10 protein-coding genes and 1 tRNA gene are annotated in these 16,385 nt (G+C 61.7%); 5 read left to right on the top strand and 6 right to left on the bottom strand.

The window, feature by feature from the left end:
* Positions 1-78: 78 nt before the first annotated feature.
* The 3 genes from rpsI to ACILSI_RS11270 all read right to left on the bottom strand — a co-directional run bounded on the left by rpsI (position 79) and on the right by ACILSI_RS11270 (position 1,162).
* The gene (rpsI, locus tag ACILSI_RS11280; protein WP_395721980.1) at positions 79-471 is read right to left on the bottom strand and encodes a 30S ribosomal protein S9; all 393 of its coding nucleotides are present in this window, start codon (positions 469-471) and stop codon (positions 79-81) included.
* Positions 472-488: 17 nt separating this feature from the next.
* Positions 489-920 (bottom strand): 50S ribosomal protein L13, encoded by a 432-nt coding sequence (gene rplM, locus ACILSI_RS11275; protein ID WP_395721979.1) that lies wholly within the window; start codon positions 918-920, stop codon positions 489-491.
* A 157-nt stretch (positions 921-1,077) separates the two neighbouring features.
* A tRNA-Leu gene (locus tag ACILSI_RS11270) sits at positions 1,078-1,162 on the bottom strand.
* Positions 1,163-1,307: 145 nt separating this feature from the next.
* Between ACILSI_RS11270 and ACILSI_RS11265 the strand changes: the two genes are divergently transcribed.
* Positions 1,308-3,437, top strand: a complete 2,130-nt coding sequence (locus ACILSI_RS11265) for an alpha/beta hydrolase family protein (RefSeq protein WP_395721978.1) — start codon at positions 1,308-1,310, stop codon at positions 3,435-3,437.
* Positions 3,438-3,911: 474 nt separating this feature from the next.
* Here ACILSI_RS11265 and ACILSI_RS11260 read toward each other — a convergent pair whose 3' ends face one another.
* Positions 3,912-6,203, bottom strand: coding sequence for a hypothetical protein (locus ACILSI_RS11260; RefSeq protein ID WP_395721977.1), 2,292 nt, complete (start codon positions 6,201-6,203; stop codon positions 3,912-3,914).
* Positions 6,204-6,368: 165 nt separating this feature from the next.
* On the opposite strand from ACILSI_RS11260, the gene ACILSI_RS11255 reads away from it, so the two are divergent.
* Together ACILSI_RS11255 and ACILSI_RS11250 are read left to right on the top strand one after the other, a co-directional pair.
* Entirely contained in the window at positions 6,369-11,042 is a 4,674-nt protein-coding gene (locus ACILSI_RS11255; RefSeq protein WP_395721976.1) for a hypothetical protein, read from the top strand.
* 600 nt (positions 11,043-11,642) lie between these two features.
* Positions 11,643-12,320 carry a spermine synthase gene (locus tag ACILSI_RS11250; RefSeq protein ID WP_395721975.1) on the top strand — a complete coding sequence of 226 codons (678 nt, stop codon included), beginning with the start codon at positions 11,643-11,645 and terminating at the stop codon, positions 12,318-12,320.
* Positions 12,321-12,343: 23 nt separating this feature from the next.
* Here ACILSI_RS11250 and ACILSI_RS11245 read toward each other — a convergent pair whose 3' ends face one another.
* Positions 12,344-12,622, bottom strand: coding sequence for a VF530 family DNA-binding protein (locus ACILSI_RS11245; protein WP_395721974.1), 279 nt, complete (start codon positions 12,620-12,622; stop codon positions 12,344-12,346).
* Between the two features lie 172 nt (positions 12,623-12,794).
* Between ACILSI_RS11245 and ACILSI_RS11240 the strand changes: the two genes are divergently transcribed.
* A complete protein-coding gene (locus ACILSI_RS11240) occupies positions 12,795-13,676 on the top strand; it encodes a hypothetical protein (RefSeq protein ID WP_395721973.1) in 882 nt (293 codons plus the stop codon).
* An 80-nt stretch (positions 13,677-13,756) separates the two neighbouring features.
* On the top strand, positions 13,757-15,925 hold the full coding sequence (locus tag ACILSI_RS11235; protein ID WP_395721972.1) for a hypothetical protein: 2,169 nt from the start codon (positions 13,757-13,759) through the stop codon (positions 15,923-15,925).
* A gap of 12 nt (positions 15,926-15,937) precedes the next feature.
* Here ACILSI_RS11235 and ACILSI_RS11230 read toward each other — a convergent pair whose 3' ends face one another.
* Positions 15,938-16,363 (bottom strand): ketosteroid isomerase-related protein, encoded by a 426-nt coding sequence (locus ACILSI_RS11230; RefSeq protein ID WP_395721971.1) that lies wholly within the window; start codon positions 16,361-16,363, stop codon positions 15,938-15,940.
* Between the last annotated feature and the right edge of the window lie 22 nt (positions 16,364-16,385).

Here is a 16,385-nt window from a genome sequence, read left to right as displayed (position 1 = left end):
GGCGACAAGAAAAAGCAAAGCCCCGCACACGGCGGGGCTTTGCAAACACACACTGAGCTGAAAACAGCAGGCGCTGGATTAACGCTTGGAGAACTGGAAGCGCTTGCGGGCACCTGGACGGCCGGGCTTCTTACGTTCCTTCTTGCGGGAGTCGCGGGTGAGCAGGCCGTTCTGCTTGAGCAGCGGGCGAAGCTCAGGATTCACGCTGATGAGCGCACGGGCGATGCCGAGACGCACAGCACCGACCTGGCCGGTGCTGCCGCCGCCGGAGGCGTTGACCTTGAAGTCATAGGTCTGGCGGGAGTTGGTGAGGGCGAGCGGGAACAGAATCTGATTCTGCAAAGCGACGGTCGGGAAGTATTCCTCGAAGTCGCGTCCATTGACGGTGATGCTGCCGGCACCTTCGGAGATGAAGACGCGGGCGATGGCGGTCTTGCGGCGGCCGGTGGCGTTGTTGAGGGGCTTGCTCATGCGGATGGTTGAAAAAATTAGGCGACGGCGAAAGGCTTCGGGTTCTGCGCCTCATGCGGATGCTCAGCACCGCTGTAGATCTTGAGCTTGCCGAGGATGGAGCGGCCCAGGCTGTTGTGCGGGACCATGCCCTTCACGGCGCGTTCGACGAGGAGCTCTGGACGGCGGGCGCGGACGCTCTCGACGTTTTCGACCTTCTGATTGCCGACGTAGCCGGCTTTCGAGGTGTAAATCTTCTGCTGCTCTTTCTTGCCGCTGAGACGGACGTCTGCGGCGTTCAGCACGACCACAAAGTCACCTGTATCGACATGCGGGGTGAACGTGGGCTTGGTCTTGCCACGGAGGAGATTGGCGGCTGCGACTGCGACATCGCCCAGAATCTGATTCTTGGCGTCGATGACCCACCATGTGGGATTTTGTTCCTGGGCTTTGGCTGAAAACGTCTTCATGGAATGCTTCGTGTGCGGGTCTTTCTTCTGCGGGAGGAAAGGGGCCGCGATAGTAGGGGGACTGGCCGGAGTGTCAAGATGGAAAAACCAAGTTATTCACAACCGGACCGCCACGCGGTTTGGATCGCGTGGGCGGCACCGTTTAACGGGTGCCACATGGTGCTCGGGAAGGGACTCGAACCCTTAAGCCTTTCGGCACAAGATCCTTAGTCTTGCGCGTATACCAATTCCGCCACCCGAGCGAGGGGTCTGTGGAAACAGGGGCCGCGAATATAGACGCCTCGATTTTTATGCAACCGCTGATTTAACTTTTTGCAAAGTTCCTGCCGCATCAGCACGCCAAACGATCAATCCTGCCCTCGCTGATCGTTTGGGTGTTCTTCTCTCATGCGCACTCCCCTGCTCTTCTGTCTGCTCGCTTCATTCGCCTCCGCAGCCTCGCCTTATCCTGAAAAGACACCCGACACCGTGGGCAACCGGCTGCTAGACCGCTACTTTGCGGAGCAGACGCGGGAGATCGCGATGAGCAACGGGGTGGGCCACATTGAGAAAGCGGAGGATTGGACCAGCAAGGCGCCGGAGTATCGACGGCAGTTGCTGGAGATGCTGGGGCTGGACCCGATGCCGGAGAAAACCGATCTCAAGGCCACGAAGACGGGCGAGTTGAAGCACGAGGGCGTCATCGTGGAGAAGCTGCATTTTCAGTCGATGCCCGGACTGTATGTGACGGCGAATTTGTACCGACCGGAGAAAGTGGAGAAGCCGCTGCCGACGATCCTGTATGTGTGCGGTCATGCCAACGTGGTGAAGGACGGCGTGAGCCTGGGCAACAAGGCGGGCTATGAGCATCATGGCGTGTGGTTTGCGAAACACGGCTACGTCTGCCTGATCATCGACACCGTGCAGCTCGGCGAGATCCGTGGCGAGCATCACGGCACCTACAGCAAGAACCGCTGGTGGTGGTTCTCTCGCGGTTACACGCCCGCAGGCCTGGAGGCGTGGAGCTGCATCCGCGCCTTGGATTATCTCGAAACACGGCCCGAAGTGGATAAGACACGCTTTGGCGTGACCGGTCGCAGCGGCGGCGGAGCTTACTCGTGGTGGATCACGGCGATTGATGAGCGCATCAAGGCCAGCGCGCCGACGGCGGGTGTGACCGACATGCAGAACCAGGTCATCAACGGCTGTGTGGAGGGCCACTGTGACTGCATGTTCTTCGTGAACACGCACCGCTGGGATTTTGAACGCATGGTCGCGCTGGCCGCGCCGCGTCCGCTGCTGATCGTGAACACGGACAAGGACAGCATCTTTCCCATCGACGGCGTGTTCCGCATCTACCAGAACGTGCGCAAACTTTACGAGCTGCTCGGCAAGGAGGCGCACATCGGTCTGCAAGTGGCCGAAGGGCCGCACAAGGACCTGCAACCGCTGAACATGGGCGCGTTTCATTGGTTCGAGCGTTTCCTCAAAAACGCCGACCCCATGGCCGTGATCGACGAAGGCGCGAAGAAAAGCATCGAGCAGACTTCACTGCGGGTCTTCACCGAACTGCCGAAGGACGAGCTGAACACGAAGATCGACGAAACCTTTGTGCCGCTGGCCCAAATACCCGCGCCAGCGACCAACGAGACTGATTGGAAGAAGCAGAGCGATGCGTGGATGAAGGCGCTGAAGGAAAAAGTCTTCGCTGGCTGGCCGCAGGACGCGAAAGCCGCGAATCCGAATAAGGAAAGCCAGGCGGACCGCGACGGCATCCACATGACCGCCTACGACTTCGAGAGCCAGTCGCCCTATCGCCTGCGCATCTACATCGCGCATCGCGAAGGCCTGCGTTTGCAGGATTTGGAGCTGATCGCCCTCAACGTGCTGGATGAGGCAGGCTGGGATGAGTTCTGCGCCGCTTACCACTCGCGCTTTGGCAAGCTCATCGAGGTTTTCCCCGGCCTGCAGGATGACGAGGCGGCCTTCGCCCAGGAAAAGAAGATGTTTGAGACCTTCAAATGGGGCATGGCCTACGTCTGCCCGCGCGGAGTCGGCCCCACGGCCTGGAGCGGCAGTCCGAAGGCGCAAACGCAGCGCCTGCGCCGCTTCTACCTGCTGGGCCAGACGCTCGACGGCATGCGCGTGTGGGACATCCGCCGCGCCCTGCAAACGATCCGCGCCATCCCCGGCTGCGAGGAAACCCCGCTGTGGATTCAGGCGCACCGCGACATGGCGGTGGACTCGCTCTACGCCTCGCTGTTTGAGGACAACATCAAACGCCTCGATCTCCACGACCTGCCCCTCACCCACAACGGCACCGTCGCCGGTGATCCCCAAGCCGTCGCCCCCGCGATGCTGAACGTCCTAAAGCACCTCGACCTCCCCCAGGCCGCCGCCATGGCCGCCATTCGCACCCGCGTCGTGATCTACTCGGACAAGAAAGAAGCCTGGGACTATCCCGCCACGATCACGAAGAACCTCGGCAAGGAGAAGCAGTTTCAGCTACGGGAGCCGGTGAAGGTGGAGACAAAATAACTCATCTAAGTGCTCGCTAGAGTAATGAACCGCCCACCACCACAATTTCGAGCGCGACTTCACTTCACGTTCCGAGAGCACGATAAAACCCGAAGAAGGTGTTTTTTATTTGGGCAGGACGGACATCGAAGGGTGCCCATGCAGATGGACGGTGTAGAATCAATGTACACTGTTGGCATGTGGCACGATGGCGAAGGACAGTTCCACGAAGGTGCCGAAACGATGGTTGATTGCGTCGTAATCTGCCCTGAACCATTTTTTCCCGTGGTCAAAACAGGCGTGAGATTCGAACTTTGGGATGGGGGTTTCTTCGCCGAGGGAGAAGTGACCGAACGGTTCGATGAAGGTTGGCCAACCTCGCTCCAAACATAATACGCGAACAAGCCACCGTTCTGAACCGCTTGCTGCCGCCAAATTTGAATCCGAAATCCTCAGTTCGCGGTTCGGAGGGCTAAAAAGGTTAACCGAGGATATTCACACCACCCGCGTCACACGCTTCCAGAAGAAGTCCAGCTCACGCGCCAGCACGCCCATCACCTGCGCGGGCGTGGCCTGGAGCACGCCGGTCTCGGATTCCTTGATGATGCGCTGCATGGCGTAGAGCGAGGTCACTCCCGAGCTGTCGAGGTGAATGGCCTCGACATTCGGGCGCAGCACCTCCGGAAAGACGGTGCCGTTTTGCAGAATGGCCCAGGCCTGCTGCTCGCGGTCGGTTTTGAACGTGGCGATTTTGAGTTTCGGCGCGCCATCGACCGCGTTCGCATGCAGCTCCACCATGCGTCCGGCCGCGAAACCGGCCAGTGTGCGCCAGTAGGGTCCGTCGGCGAAATTCGCGAGGCCGAAGATGATCTCCATGCCCTGCAGCGACCAGCACATGGCGAAGCGGCCGGTCATGCCGGGCAGTTCATGCTCGTTGAAGCGCACCAGCGGGAAACGACGGCCCGCGAGACGGATCAAATCCGCCAGCCGGGAGTAATCCAGCGGCAGAGTCGTCGCCTCGGCGGACATTTGCAGCCGCAGCGCCTCGTAGCGCCCCAGCAGCGCATCACGCTCGGCGTCCTGCGGGGGCTGCGGAGACACAAACACAGGGGCGGGCACCGCCGTGGCCGCCGGTGCGGTGGTGCTGATGACAGTGGCCAGACGTGAGGCCACGGCATGCGTCGCAGGCTCCGGCGCGGGTGGTGCTGACTGGCGAAGCTTGCCTAGCATCTCGCGCAGATTTTCAAACGCGCCCGCCGAACTCGGCGAAAACTGTGTCGGGGGCGCGGCTGCAACTTCAGGATCGGCCACCCGTGGCTTCATTTCCTCGGCAGGCGGACTTGGCGGCGGCAGATGCGCGCCATTCGTTCCGTTGGTGCCAGGCAGCGGCTTTTCGAGCTGCTGGGGCAGCGCAGGCTCCGGCTCGGCCAAACCTTCCGCCATGCGCTTCATCTCGGAAGTCGTCTCTGCGTCAAAAATCGACAACTCCTTCGATGAGTCCTGTTCCGTGAGCGTTTCCGTCAGCAGCGGCAGCTCGAAAGGCTCATCCTCCACCTGGGCAGCCGCTGCTGCTGGCGGTGGCATGACCGGGGGCGAGGCCAGCGTCTGCTGGAAGAAATCCCACTGCTTCGCGGCATGGCGCAGGAAGGTGCGGGCCGACACCGAACCCAGTGGTCGGCCAAGGAAGTAACGTTTCACATCCACGAAGGACTCGAAATCGCACAGCTCATCCCCCTTCACGCCAGCGTGATCCAAACGCATGCGCAGCATCGTCGCGGCCTCGTTTTCTCCAATGCCGCGCAGCAGCATCTGCGAGGCCGTGAGGCGGTCCTCCATCGCGCTCGGCAGATGATGACCAAACGTCGCCTGCCACACATCCTGGTTCAGACTGAGCACCACATGCACGCCATCCATCTCCGACATGTCCAGCAGCAGCGAAGCAATACGCAGTCCCGCCTCGGGGTTGCGGTAATACGCGTCCAAATGGTCCACCAACAGCACCACCGGCCGCCACAGGCCCAGGAGGCGCAGCCATGTCACCGGCCCTTCGTTGGTCGTGTCTGCGGCCAGCATGCGCAGCACGGCCATCTTGGACATGCCGCCGTCGAGCGCGTGGTTCAGCATCGCATGCACCCAGGATTCCAGCGCGGCCGGGATCGCGGGCACGCGCTTCATCGCCTGCTCAGTCATCGGCTTGCGCAGTTGCGCCTCATGCCGCCGCACCCATTCGCCAATGAGGCGCGCGCCGCCGCTCTCATCAAAAACATCCATGGGGTCTCCATTCAACACGCGTAGCGCCTGGTCCGCGTTCGCGCAGGGCAGAGCACCGCTTTCGATCAAACGCCGCACCAAGGATGCACACACGCCGGCGCAGGCCTCGCGCAGCTTCGTCCAGCCCTCGCGCGACGTTTCCGCCCGTGCCATGGACTCCAGTCCGCGCACCGCCACGGCCGAGATGCCAATTTCATCCTCCAACCGAAACGCCAGCGGCACCAGCACCACCTGACCACCGGCGGCAGCGGCAAGGCGGCCGAGCAGATGCGTCTTGCCATATCCCGCACGCGGAGCCGTCAGCAGCAGCAGAGGTTGACCGCCCGCACGGCCCACGCTGGCCTGCCTCTCATCAATCGTAGTCGTCAACTGCCCCAAAATGTCCGAATTCAAACCCGGCACGGAGCGATTCTCCTCCACGCCGAACGGCCCGGCACAGACATCGTCAGCGAAGGGGTTCAACCGCTCCGGCGCGGTGAGCGCGGGAGCTGGCAGAAAAGATGCCGGGGGGGTCATTTCTGAGTTTTCCACAATGAATAAGCTTTCAGCGTTCTGAATCAGAACAGTTAAGCTGATATTTATGCCAAACCCTGCCTTCCACAAAGTAAGTTTTTTGCATGGATGGCATCTTTCTCGATATGGAAATCTTGCTCTCATTGAAAGCGTTAAGCCTGCACCCACATGAATCTCGCCCTCCGCCCTGCCACGCACGAAGCCCTCGAACGTTTTCGTCTGCGCCGCCAGCAACTCCTTCAAACCCGCGCGATTCTCTGCGGCATCGCGATTGCGCTCGCGGCCTTCACGCTCATCGCCTTGCTAGATCGTGTGTGGTTCATGCCGGATGTGATTCGTCCGTGGATCTCGCTGCTCGTCTATGCAGGAGCCATTTTCGCCGCGTGGAAGGTCGCGTGGCGCTTCATCGCGCAGGCGGGTGGCAAAGAAGGCACTGCGAAGTTGATCGAGGCTGCCGAACCGGCGCTGCGTGAGCGCATCCTTGCCGCCGTCGAACTCGCCGACCCGCGCGATGGCGTGAACGTGAAGGACTCCGTCGAGTTCCGAGAAAAATTGCAAGATGACGTCGCCGCGTCTGTCGAAGGCATCGACTGGAAGGCAAAGCTGCCCACGCGGGCACTCAAGCCGTGGTTCATCGCCGCAGGTGGAGCCCTCGCCGTCATTCTCATTCTCAGCTTCGTGCCAGGCCTGCATCTCAGCGGCTTCCTCGCCCGTGCGGCGCTGCCTTTTGCCAATCTCGAACGTCCTGCATCGCTCAAGATTCGCATCCTAGAGCCGGTGAAAGCCGATGCGCTCGCCCCCATCGGCTCGGAAGTGCCGCTGATCATCGAGACCGAAGGCGCCAAGCCCACGGAAGCCACGCTCGAATTTCAAACCGAAGGCTCCAAGCCGCGCCGCACCGAACTTTCCAGCGTCGGCACCACACGTTTCGAAGGCGTGGTGCCTGTGGGGCAAAGCGACGTGCGCTACCGCATCCATGCCGCCGATGCCATCACGCCGTGGCGCACGCTCAGCGCTCGCGCACGGCCTCGCATCGTTGAATTCAGCAAGACCATCGTCCCACCCGCCTACACAGGGGCCAAAGAAACGCAGCTCGCCGAGGATCATGGCGATCTCGAAGCTCTCGATGGTTCCACGATCAAACTCACGCTCAAAACAAACCAGCCCGTGTCGCAGAGCGACATCGTCATCAATCCAGACCTCAGTGAAAAAATCAGCGTTGTGGCCAAAACCGACGATAACGGCTTGCTCAGCACCGAAATCCCCGTCAAGGCCGCGCACGGCACCTGGCAGATCGCGTTGAAGTCCCAGGAAACCGGCTTCACCAACGAGGAAAGCACGCCCTGGCGCATCACCGCCATTCCCGATCTGCCGCCCACCGCACAGATCAACGAACCCGCCGAACAGATCGAACTCCTCGCTGATGAAGCCGTGCGTCTCGCAGGTCTGACCACTGACGATGTCGGCCTCAGCGGCGTCAAACTCGCCCACGCCATCAACGGCGCGAACTGGACCGAGCGTGACCTGCCTTTCACCAAGTCCGCCAAGGAAGCGCCGGTGCAGACTTTGCTGCCGCTCGCCCCGCTCGGCGTGAAAACCGGCGACGTGCTGCTCATCAAGCTCATCGCCATCGATCTCAAAGGCCAGAAGGCCGAGTCACCGCCCGTTCGCGTCATCATTCTCGAACAAACCATCGACCCGCGTCAGCGCGAGTGGGCCGAATCGCAGCGCCGCCTCGCGCAACGGGCCGAGCGTCTCAACGAGCAAACCCAGGAACTCCGCAAAGATCTCGACAAGGTACGCAAGACCGAGCGCGATGCCAAAAAAGATCCCGACAAGGCCAAGAACGAAGCCGAAAACGCCCTCGCCAGCGCTCAGGAGAAATTGGAGCAGGTGAAAACGCAGTCCGAGGAGCTTTGGAACGCCTTGAAGGAAGCCTCACGCGACGCGCCGAACCAGCTCGACGCCTCCGAAGCGCAGCTTCTCGGCGAACGCCTCGCGCAGATGCGCCGTGAGCAGTTGCCAGACTTGGAAAAGCTCAACAGCGCCACGATTGAAAATCCTGAACAGCTCAAACGCGCTGCCAGCGAGGCTTCGTCCAATGCCAACATCATCGCCGACGCCCTGCGTGCCTTTGCCGCCGAGGACACGGCGAAGATTGCCGCCAAAGAATCCCAGCAGCTTCAGCGCCAGTCCAAGATGCTTACCGAAACCGCGCTGCCTGCGAATCGTGATGCTGAGCAGCGTCCGAAGTGGCAGGAGCAGCAGCGCGCGCTCATGGCGCAGGCCAAGACGCTGCAAAAAGACCTCCAGCAGCTCGACGAAGCGCAAAAGGGTCGCAGCCGCGGACAGTTGCAGGACATCGACAAAAAAATCACCGAAACCTCAGCCGATCTCGCCGCCAGCCTCGACAAGCCGGATCAAACCAAGAGTCCCGAGCATCTTTACGGAGCCTCTGACAACCTGCGCAATCGTTTGCAGCAGGCCGCCGACGTCAGCCGCAACATTGCCGAACAAACAAGCAACGAGGCCAATCAACGCCGCGAAAATCTCGGCCGGCAGGACAATCCTGCGCTCGCCAAGCTCGAAGAAGCCAAGAACAACCTCGCCATGGCCGAGAGCGCCGCGCGTGATCCTCGTCAAAACAAGCGCAACGATCGCGACGGCCTCACGCCCGCCGAAAAAGCCGAGAAGCAGCTCGCCGAAGCCGCCAAACAACTTCAGGACCAGGCCGAATTGCGCGAGCAGAACCAAGCCACCAACACGCAGGCCGCGCTCGACATGAACCGCGCCAGCCGCGCTGCCGATGAACTCGCCCGCCAGACCGCCGAGGCGAAGAAGATTCCCCTGCCCTCGCAGGAAGAAGCGGAAAAGGCCCGCAAGAGCAACGCACCACCCTCCGAAGCGCAGAAGGCGCTCGCCACTTTGAAGGAGCAGGCCACACAGCTCGCCCAGGCCACGCGTGCGCTCGAAGCCGATGCACTGGCGCAAGACGCGGCTCAAGCTCTCGAAGCCGCGCAGACGGAAGCGATGCAGCCGCAGAATCAGCAAGACCTCGCGCAGACCGCCGCGCAGGCCAAGGCCGCCGCCGAGGCGCTCCAGCAGATCCCGGACAAGATCAATCGTGCCCGTCTTGCCGAGGCGATGCAGAAAACCGACCCGCAGGCCGCGAACAACCTGCGCCAGGCCGCGCAGCAGGCCAGCGATGCCTCGCGCAATGCCGCCGAGCAGAACAAGCAGCTCGCCAATCAAGCGGCGCAGCAACAGGCCGGGCAGGAATTGAACACCCAGCCCGCGCAGCAGGCCACCGCCGACGCTCAAATGAAGGCGAACGAGCTCGCCGCGCAATTGCAGCCGCAGATTGACGCCGCTCGTGCGCAACTTGCAGCCATGACGCCGGAAGTCAGCGAGATGATGAAACGCGTCGCCGCAGATCTCAAAAAGACGCAGCAGGAAACGCAAACCGCCGCCAATGACGCCAAGGCCGAGAAGCCGGTGGAACAAGTCGCCGAGAAAGCCCAGGAACTCCGTCCCGAAGCCGCTGAGAACGCTGAAAAAATGGCCGCGCTGCAAGCCGCACTGCGTCAGGAGGCCAACGCCGCCAAACTCACGGAGAAACCCGAGGCCCAGCTCGCCCGCACCGCCGATGTCGCGCTTGCGCAGATGCAGCAGAAGACCCCGCAGATCGCACAGAATTTGAAACAGGCCGCGCAAGCGACACAGAGCCAGCCGCAGGCACAGAATTTGCAGGCCGCCGCCGATGCGCAGCAACAGACGGCGCAGGCGCTCGATCAGATCGCGCAGAACATGCAGAAGATGGAGCAGGGCCAGCAACTCAGTGAGGCCGAGCAGGCCGCGATGCAGCAGATGGAGCAGGAACTCGGCGTGCAGGAGCCGCTGGACGAGGCCTACCAACGCGCCCAGGAACTCGCCGAGATGGCGAAGGACGCGAAACAGAATCCTCAAGCCGTGCTTGAGGCTTTGGAGAAAGAACTGCCAAAAAATCCGTCCATGCAGAAGGCGCTCGCCGAAACCGCCAAGACCACCGCACAACAGGCCGAGCAGGCCGTTGCCAAAGAAACGCAGCAGGCCGTGCAGAACGGCATGGCGCAGAAACAGGCCGCGAATGATCTCGCCCGCGTCTCACGCCATCAGCAACGTCTTGGTGACAAAGAAGCCGCGCAGCAGGTCGCGCAGGCCAGCGATCAATTGCAGCAGGCCGGTCAAAAAGCCGAGGCCACGCAGGCCAATCCCGTGCCGAATCCACAGGCCGCGCAGCAGAGCCAGGCCAACGCCGCCCAGGCAGCGAAAGCCGCCGAGGCCACGGCCAGCCAGACCGCGCCGCCCATGCTCGCATCTCCGCTGGAACAACTGCAAGGCCAGATGCTCGCCCAGGCGCTCGATCAACTCGATGCGCAGCTTCATCCGATGCAGAGCGGCCAGCAGCAGGGTCAGCAACAGCAGCAAGCCGGACAGCAACAAGGCCAGCAGGCGCAGCAGAGCCTGAACAACGCCCAGCAGGCCCAGCAGCAAAGCATGGCCGATTCCCGCAACCAAGGCCAGACGCCAGGATCAAAGCCCTCCCAGCAGCAGATGGCGCAGAATCAGAAACAGCAGGGCCAGAACACTCAGGCCCAGTCAGCCGAAGGCGGCAACCAGTCCACCGAACTCAAAGACGGCGTGCTCGGCCAGATCACCGTCCTCGTAAACGGCGACTGGGGCCACCTCCCGCAAAAAATGGCCGATGACCTCACCGAAGCCACCCGAAGCGAAGCCGCCCCCGAATACCGCGCCGCCATCGAGAGTTACTACAAGGCGATCGCGACGAAGGCGAAGCGGTGAAAAATTCTGGGCGTATGAAAACCGCCGAAGCCAAAATGATTTGGGAATGATTTTCGATACTGAGAAAAGTATGATCCTCAGAGTCACAATACTCTCATTCGCCTTGTCGATTGTCCTCGTTAGTTGCGGGAAATCCGAATCTAAGGTGCCACCAGATCACAAAATGAAATCTGTCAAGATACGCACCCTTAGTTCGCCTCATTCGGACCTTTCCTCTTTTGATCCTGGCAAATACCTCTGCGATCTGGAGTTTTACGAAACGTCCGATGCTATCACGAATGCAGATCGTGATGGACTCGCCCAATTCGTTCATTTTTTAGCCTTCATGGCTTTACAGGCGAAGTCTAACGCATGGGAGCATTCCACCGTTCGAAGGGACGCCACAGCTTTCCTTGCACTCGAATCTCATTTCGGCCATCTCAAAGGCTGGGAAGCGATTACAAAAGGAAGGAACGGATTGAGTTACAGACAGTTGGTTAGCTTCTTGATGGATCCATATCCCCCGCGTTTACCCAAGTAAATAACACCAGCTTGCAGAGCAGGGCCTCCGCGCTCCTGTCATCATCGTGGAAGCGACTGGCTCCCGCTGTCGCTACCCCAATGAAACCCTTCCTCCAACTCGCTCAAGCCCGTACGCCCGAGGGTGCTGAACTGACTCTACATGCACATGACACGCACTTTTATCTGCGGGTGAACCGGCAGCCGTTGATGGGAACGAACGCGTCGGAGTCGGAGAAGGTGCTGGCGCAACTGGCGTGTGCCCGTTTGAGCGGCCAAGCGGGCATGCGCGTGCTCATTGGCGGGCTGGGCTTTGGTTTCACCTTGCGGCGGGTGCTGGAACTGGTGGGCGCGGATGCCCGCGTGCAGGTGGCGGAGCTGCTGCCGGAGGTGGTGGCGTGGAACCGTGAGTTTTTGAGCACGGTGAACGGTCTGCTACTGGAGGATTCACGCGTTGAGGTCAGCGTGGAGGATGTGTTTCAGGTGATCGCCCGCGCTCCGGCGGCTCATTACGACGCGATCCTGCTGGATGTGGACAACGGCCCCATCGCCATGGTGCAGGATGGCAACGCGCGGTTGTATCAGGCGCAGGGCTTCCAGGCGATCACGCAGGCACTCAAACCGGGCGGGCGTGTGACGTTCTGGTCGGCGAGCACGGATCATGCGTTTGCCAAACGTCTCGCCAAAGCGGGCTTCAAGGTCGAAACGGTGGCCGCGAAGGCATATCCGCAGGCGAAACGCTGCACGCACACGATCTTTGTGGCGGATCGGATGGGGTAAGAGAAGGAGCCGTCAAGAAGTGCTCAAGCTGGGTCAAGTTTCGTGCTCTCACAAGAATCCTGCTCCTGCGTTCCCGCCTTCATGTCCGGCAGCGAATCCAGATACAACGCCTCCACCTTGTCCCGCGCCCAGGGCGTGCGGCGGAGGAAGACGAGGCTGGACTTGATGCTGGGCTGCCAGTTGAAGCAGTTGATCGGGATCATGCGTCCGAGCATCTCCCAGCCGTAGTGCTCGACGAGCTGGGTGACGATCATCTGCAAGGTGATGCCATGGAGAGGATTTTTGGGGCCGGCGGCGTGCATGGAGAGAAAAAAAATTTGGCGGCGTTCAGCGGTGCCGCATGCCCATCTAAGCACCGTCCGCCAGCGCGTCCATGCCTTCGCTTGAAATCTTGGCGGACTTTGTGCGGCGACTCGTTTCTTGATAAAGCGCCCGACGTCTCTAGCCTCCGCGTCCGCGACTCCCTCACTCCTCATGAGCCTTTACAACGAATTCCTCCAATGGGCCGGCAACCTGAACGCGCAGCAGGCGGCGGACTGGCTGCGCCACCTCGAATGGCAGCGCGTGGTGCCGGAAATCACGGGGAAGTTCATCGGCTTCCTGCTGGGCTTCTTCGCGAGCTGGCTGCTGCTGTTTCGGAGGCATCTGAAGGCGCTGGACCGGCTGCGGCGCGGTGATTCGGACGATGTGCTGTTTCAGGCGCACTTCCTGGTTCCGGTGCCGGGCACGGGCGAGTGCGTGCTCATTTTCCGCAACCTGATGCCCAGCACGACGGTGAACGACCTCTATGACAACCCGGCTGCGCGAAAAATTGTGCGTGAGCTGGCGGACATGACCAGTTTGAAAGACCCTGTGCTGCGCACCGAGGCACAGCTCGGCTTTGAGGTGCTGAACGACGCCTTCAACCACATCGCCGGTCATCTGGCCACGACGCCGTTTTCGCGCGAAGCCTGGCTGTTTGCCATGACCTGCGAGGATCGCAAAGTGGTGCGCCGCAAGTGCGTGCGCTGCTTCCTCATCCGCCCCGGTGAGCTGGAGCAGTTCGCCAACTGGCGCTGGTGCCGTGACAACGTGCGCTGCGAGCAGCCCTGGCACTGGTATCGCGTCGTCGCGCTGCATCAGATGGCGAAACAGTGGCAAAAGGAGGAGCAGGCCACGCAGAATCCCGAACCAAAGGCACAGGGCATGCCGCTGGTGGACAAGCACGCCACGCACCGCCGCATCCGTCCGCTCTCCGCCGGCATTTACACGAACGAAAAGGCCGTGGGCACACCGGTCACGATCCCCTGGGAATCGCAGGAGTGGGAGTTGAAGAAACTTGGCCTCGACCTCAACGATCCCGCGCTCGACACATAGGAATCGAGGTCGCGATCAGATTCATCTTGTCGGTCTAGGCGGCTGCCGTGTAATCTGCTGAGGAACAACCCTCTCCCGCCATGAATCCGTCGCAGCCCGGCAATCCCGCCAATCCATCGCAGCAGCCACCGCCGCCGCAAGGCCAGCCCGGAGCCACGCAGCCGCTGCCTCCGGGTTACGCGCCGCCTCCCGGCTATCCGCCGCAGATGCCGGGCTATCCGCAGGGGTATCCGATGCCGCAAGGCTACCCGCCGCAGATGCCGGGTTACCCACAGGGTTATCCGATGCCGCAAGGCTACCCGCCGCAGATGCCGGGCTATCCGCAGGGTTATCCGATGCCGCAGGGCTATCCGCCGCAGATGCCGCCGGGGTATCCTCCCCAAGGTTACCCGCAAGGCTATCCCATGCCTCCAGGCATGATGCCGACCATGCCGATGCCTGCGGTCATGCCGCCGCCCGCGCCGACCACTGGCACGGTGACTCCCGCCACTCCGCAGCCCGGCAGCGCACCGATGCCTGCCATGCCCGCTCCGACGGCGGTGGCTCCTTCATCGGCACCCATCCCTGCGGCCTTGGCCCCGGCGGTGCCCGCGCCGAGCACACCGATGGCGATGGCACCTGCCGCGCCTACCGATGACGCGGGGGATGCCGCCGTCGCGGTGGCCGAGCATCACGAAGGCGAGGTGTTTCATCCGCCCGCGCTCACGCACATCGAGATCGGGCCTCCGCCCAACAAGTTCGTGCAGGTGTGGCGCAAGATGGGTGCGAGCGCCCTGCTCATGAGCATTCTCATTCACGCGGGGCTCGGAGTGCTGGCGTTGTTCATCGTGTTCAGCACCGGGGTGATGGACAAGCAGGTCGATTTCCTGCCCGGTGGCGGCACGGCGCAGGGGGCGCAGGCCAGCCAGGACTTGCAGCACAAGGTGCAGCAGAAGAAGCGCAGCTCGATCAACAAGACGATGCCGATGAAGAAGCTGGTGAGCACGAGCATGAACTCGTCGATCACGCTGCCGGAGGCGCCGCCGGACGCGCTGGACATGCCAGATGTGAGCGCGATGCTCGGCGGCGGTTCATTGGGAGCGAGCGGCGGCTTTGGAGCGGGAGGAGCAGGCGGTGGCTTTGGCAAAGGGATGGGGATGGGAGGAGCAGCAGGTTTTGTGACGCTGCCGCCGTCGATGAGAAGCCGCTGCTCGACGCAGGAGCGGTTGGAGAAACTACGGCAGAACGGCGGGACGCCGGAGTGCGAGGCGGCGGTGAGCGCGTCGCTGGAGTGGCTGAAAGGCAAGCAGAACGCCGACGGCTCCTGGGGCCGCAACAACAAGTGCGCGATGACTGGTCTGGCGCTGCTGTGCTACCTGGGCCGCTGCGAGACGCCGGAGTCACCGTTCTACGGCGACAATGTGATGAAGGGCATCATGTTCCTGATCGAAACGCAGAAGGCGAACAAGCACAAGCTCTTCAGCCAGGCCACGTCAGGCAACGCGCCGGTGTATGAGCACGGTATCGCCACCTACGCCCTCGGCGAAATGTACACCCTGGCCCGCCTCGGAGCAAAACCCCTACCCGGCATGCGCGAGGCCTTCGAGCAGGGCGTGAAAATCATCATCGATAATCAGCAGGACAGCGGAAGCTGGGTGTATGACGGCGAGACCGGTTTCTATGCCGGCAAAAAAAGCCGCGAGGATCTTTCCGTCGCCGGCTGGCAATTCCAGGCGCTCAAGGCCGCCAAGAATACCAGCCTGAAGATCGAAGGTCTGCACTCCGCCATCACCAAGATGACCAAGTACCTTGAGGACAAGCAGACCAAGGACGGCGGCTTCGGCGTGGCCAACCGTGACGCGCACTACAACCAGTGGAGTCTCTCCGGTGTCGGCGTCCTCGGCTTGCAGACCATGGCCAAGGGCAAGACCAGCGCCATCAAGAAAGGCCTCAAGTTCCTCACCGAATTCCTCACCGCTGAGCCGCTGGACTGGAACAAAAACTGCAATCTCTACTGCTGGTATTACTACACCCAGGCCTTCTTCCAGCAGGGCGGCGACGACTGGAAGTTCTACAACCAGCAGTTCCTGCCGCAGATCCTCAGCGCCCAGCAGCCCGACGGCTCCTTCAAGCGCGGACGCCCGAACTGGCCTGCTGGTGACGCTGCTGATGACATCTACCGCCAGACCCTCTGCACGCTGCAGTTGGAGGTTTATTACCGCTACCTGAAGGTCGCTGACCGTGAGGAAGACTCGTTCTTCGACAAGTAAGGTGAGCGAACCTCACTTCCCCGCCCCGACCTGCCTCAGCCACTCTTCGAGGTTGTAGTAGTTCGTCACACGGCTGACACGGCCTTCACGCAGGTCAAAGAACGCGCCGACGCGGAGGCGGTAGCGCTGACCGGCGGCGGGTGGCAGGCCTTCGTCGGTGGACAGGTATTCGCCTTCAATGAAAAACTCCGCCGCGCCTCGGCTGCCATCTTCGTTGGCGAAGACCACGAGATCACGCACCTGCTCGCGATAGCAACGGTCCATGCGCTGGAGGAAGGCGCGAAACACGTCTTTCCCTGTCTCCGTGCCGCCTTGGTTGATGTCATGGGCCACATCGTCGGTCAGCAGCGCAAGGAATGCCTCACGGTCGCCGGTGTTGAAGGTGTCGTAATAGGTTTGGATGAGCGCGGCGGATTGCGGTTGGATCGTGGAGGCCATGCGCGGGAAGAAACGCGGAATA

Source organism: Prosthecobacter sp. (assembly GCF_044232965.1).
In the GTDB taxonomy this organism is placed as follows: domain Bacteria; phylum Verrucomicrobiota; class Verrucomicrobiia; order Verrucomicrobiales; family Verrucomicrobiaceae; genus Prosthecobacter.
The sequence above is the reverse complement of the archived record's forward strand: the minus strand, read 5'-3'. Positions and strand labels throughout refer to the sequence as shown.

Coding starts and splice junctions, on each gene's coding strand:
- rpsI (WP_395721980.1), bottom strand. CDS start 471: ATGAGCAAGCCCCTCAACAACGCCACCGGCCGCCGCAAGACCGCCATC.
- rplM (WP_395721979.1), bottom strand. CDS start 920: ATGAAGACGTTTTCAGCCAAAGCCCAGGAACAAAATCCCACATGGTGG.
- ACILSI_RS11265 (WP_395721978.1), top strand. CDS start 1,308: ATGCGCACTCCCCTGCTCTTCTGTCTGCTCGCTTCATTCGCCTCCGCA.
- ACILSI_RS11260 (WP_395721977.1), bottom strand. CDS start 6,203: ATGACCCCCCCGGCATCTTTTCTGCCAGCTCCCGCGCTCACCGCGCCG.
- ACILSI_RS11255 (WP_395721976.1), top strand. CDS start 6,369: ATGAATCTCGCCCTCCGCCCTGCCACGCACGAAGCCCTCGAACGTTTT.
- ACILSI_RS11250 (WP_395721975.1), top strand. CDS start 11,643: ATGAAACCCTTCCTCCAACTCGCTCAAGCCCGTACGCCCGAGGGTGCT.
- ACILSI_RS11245 (WP_395721974.1), bottom strand. CDS start 12,622: ATGCACGCCGCCGGCCCCAAAAATCCTCTCCATGGCATCACCTTGCAG.
- ACILSI_RS11240 (WP_395721973.1), top strand. CDS start 12,795: ATGAGCCTTTACAACGAATTCCTCCAATGGGCCGGCAACCTGAACGCG.
- ACILSI_RS11235 (WP_395721972.1), top strand. CDS start 13,757: ATGAATCCGTCGCAGCCCGGCAATCCCGCCAATCCATCGCAGCAGCCA.
- ACILSI_RS11230 (WP_395721971.1), bottom strand. CDS start 16,363: ATGGCCTCCACGATCCAACCGCAATCCGCCGCGCTCATCCAAACCTAT.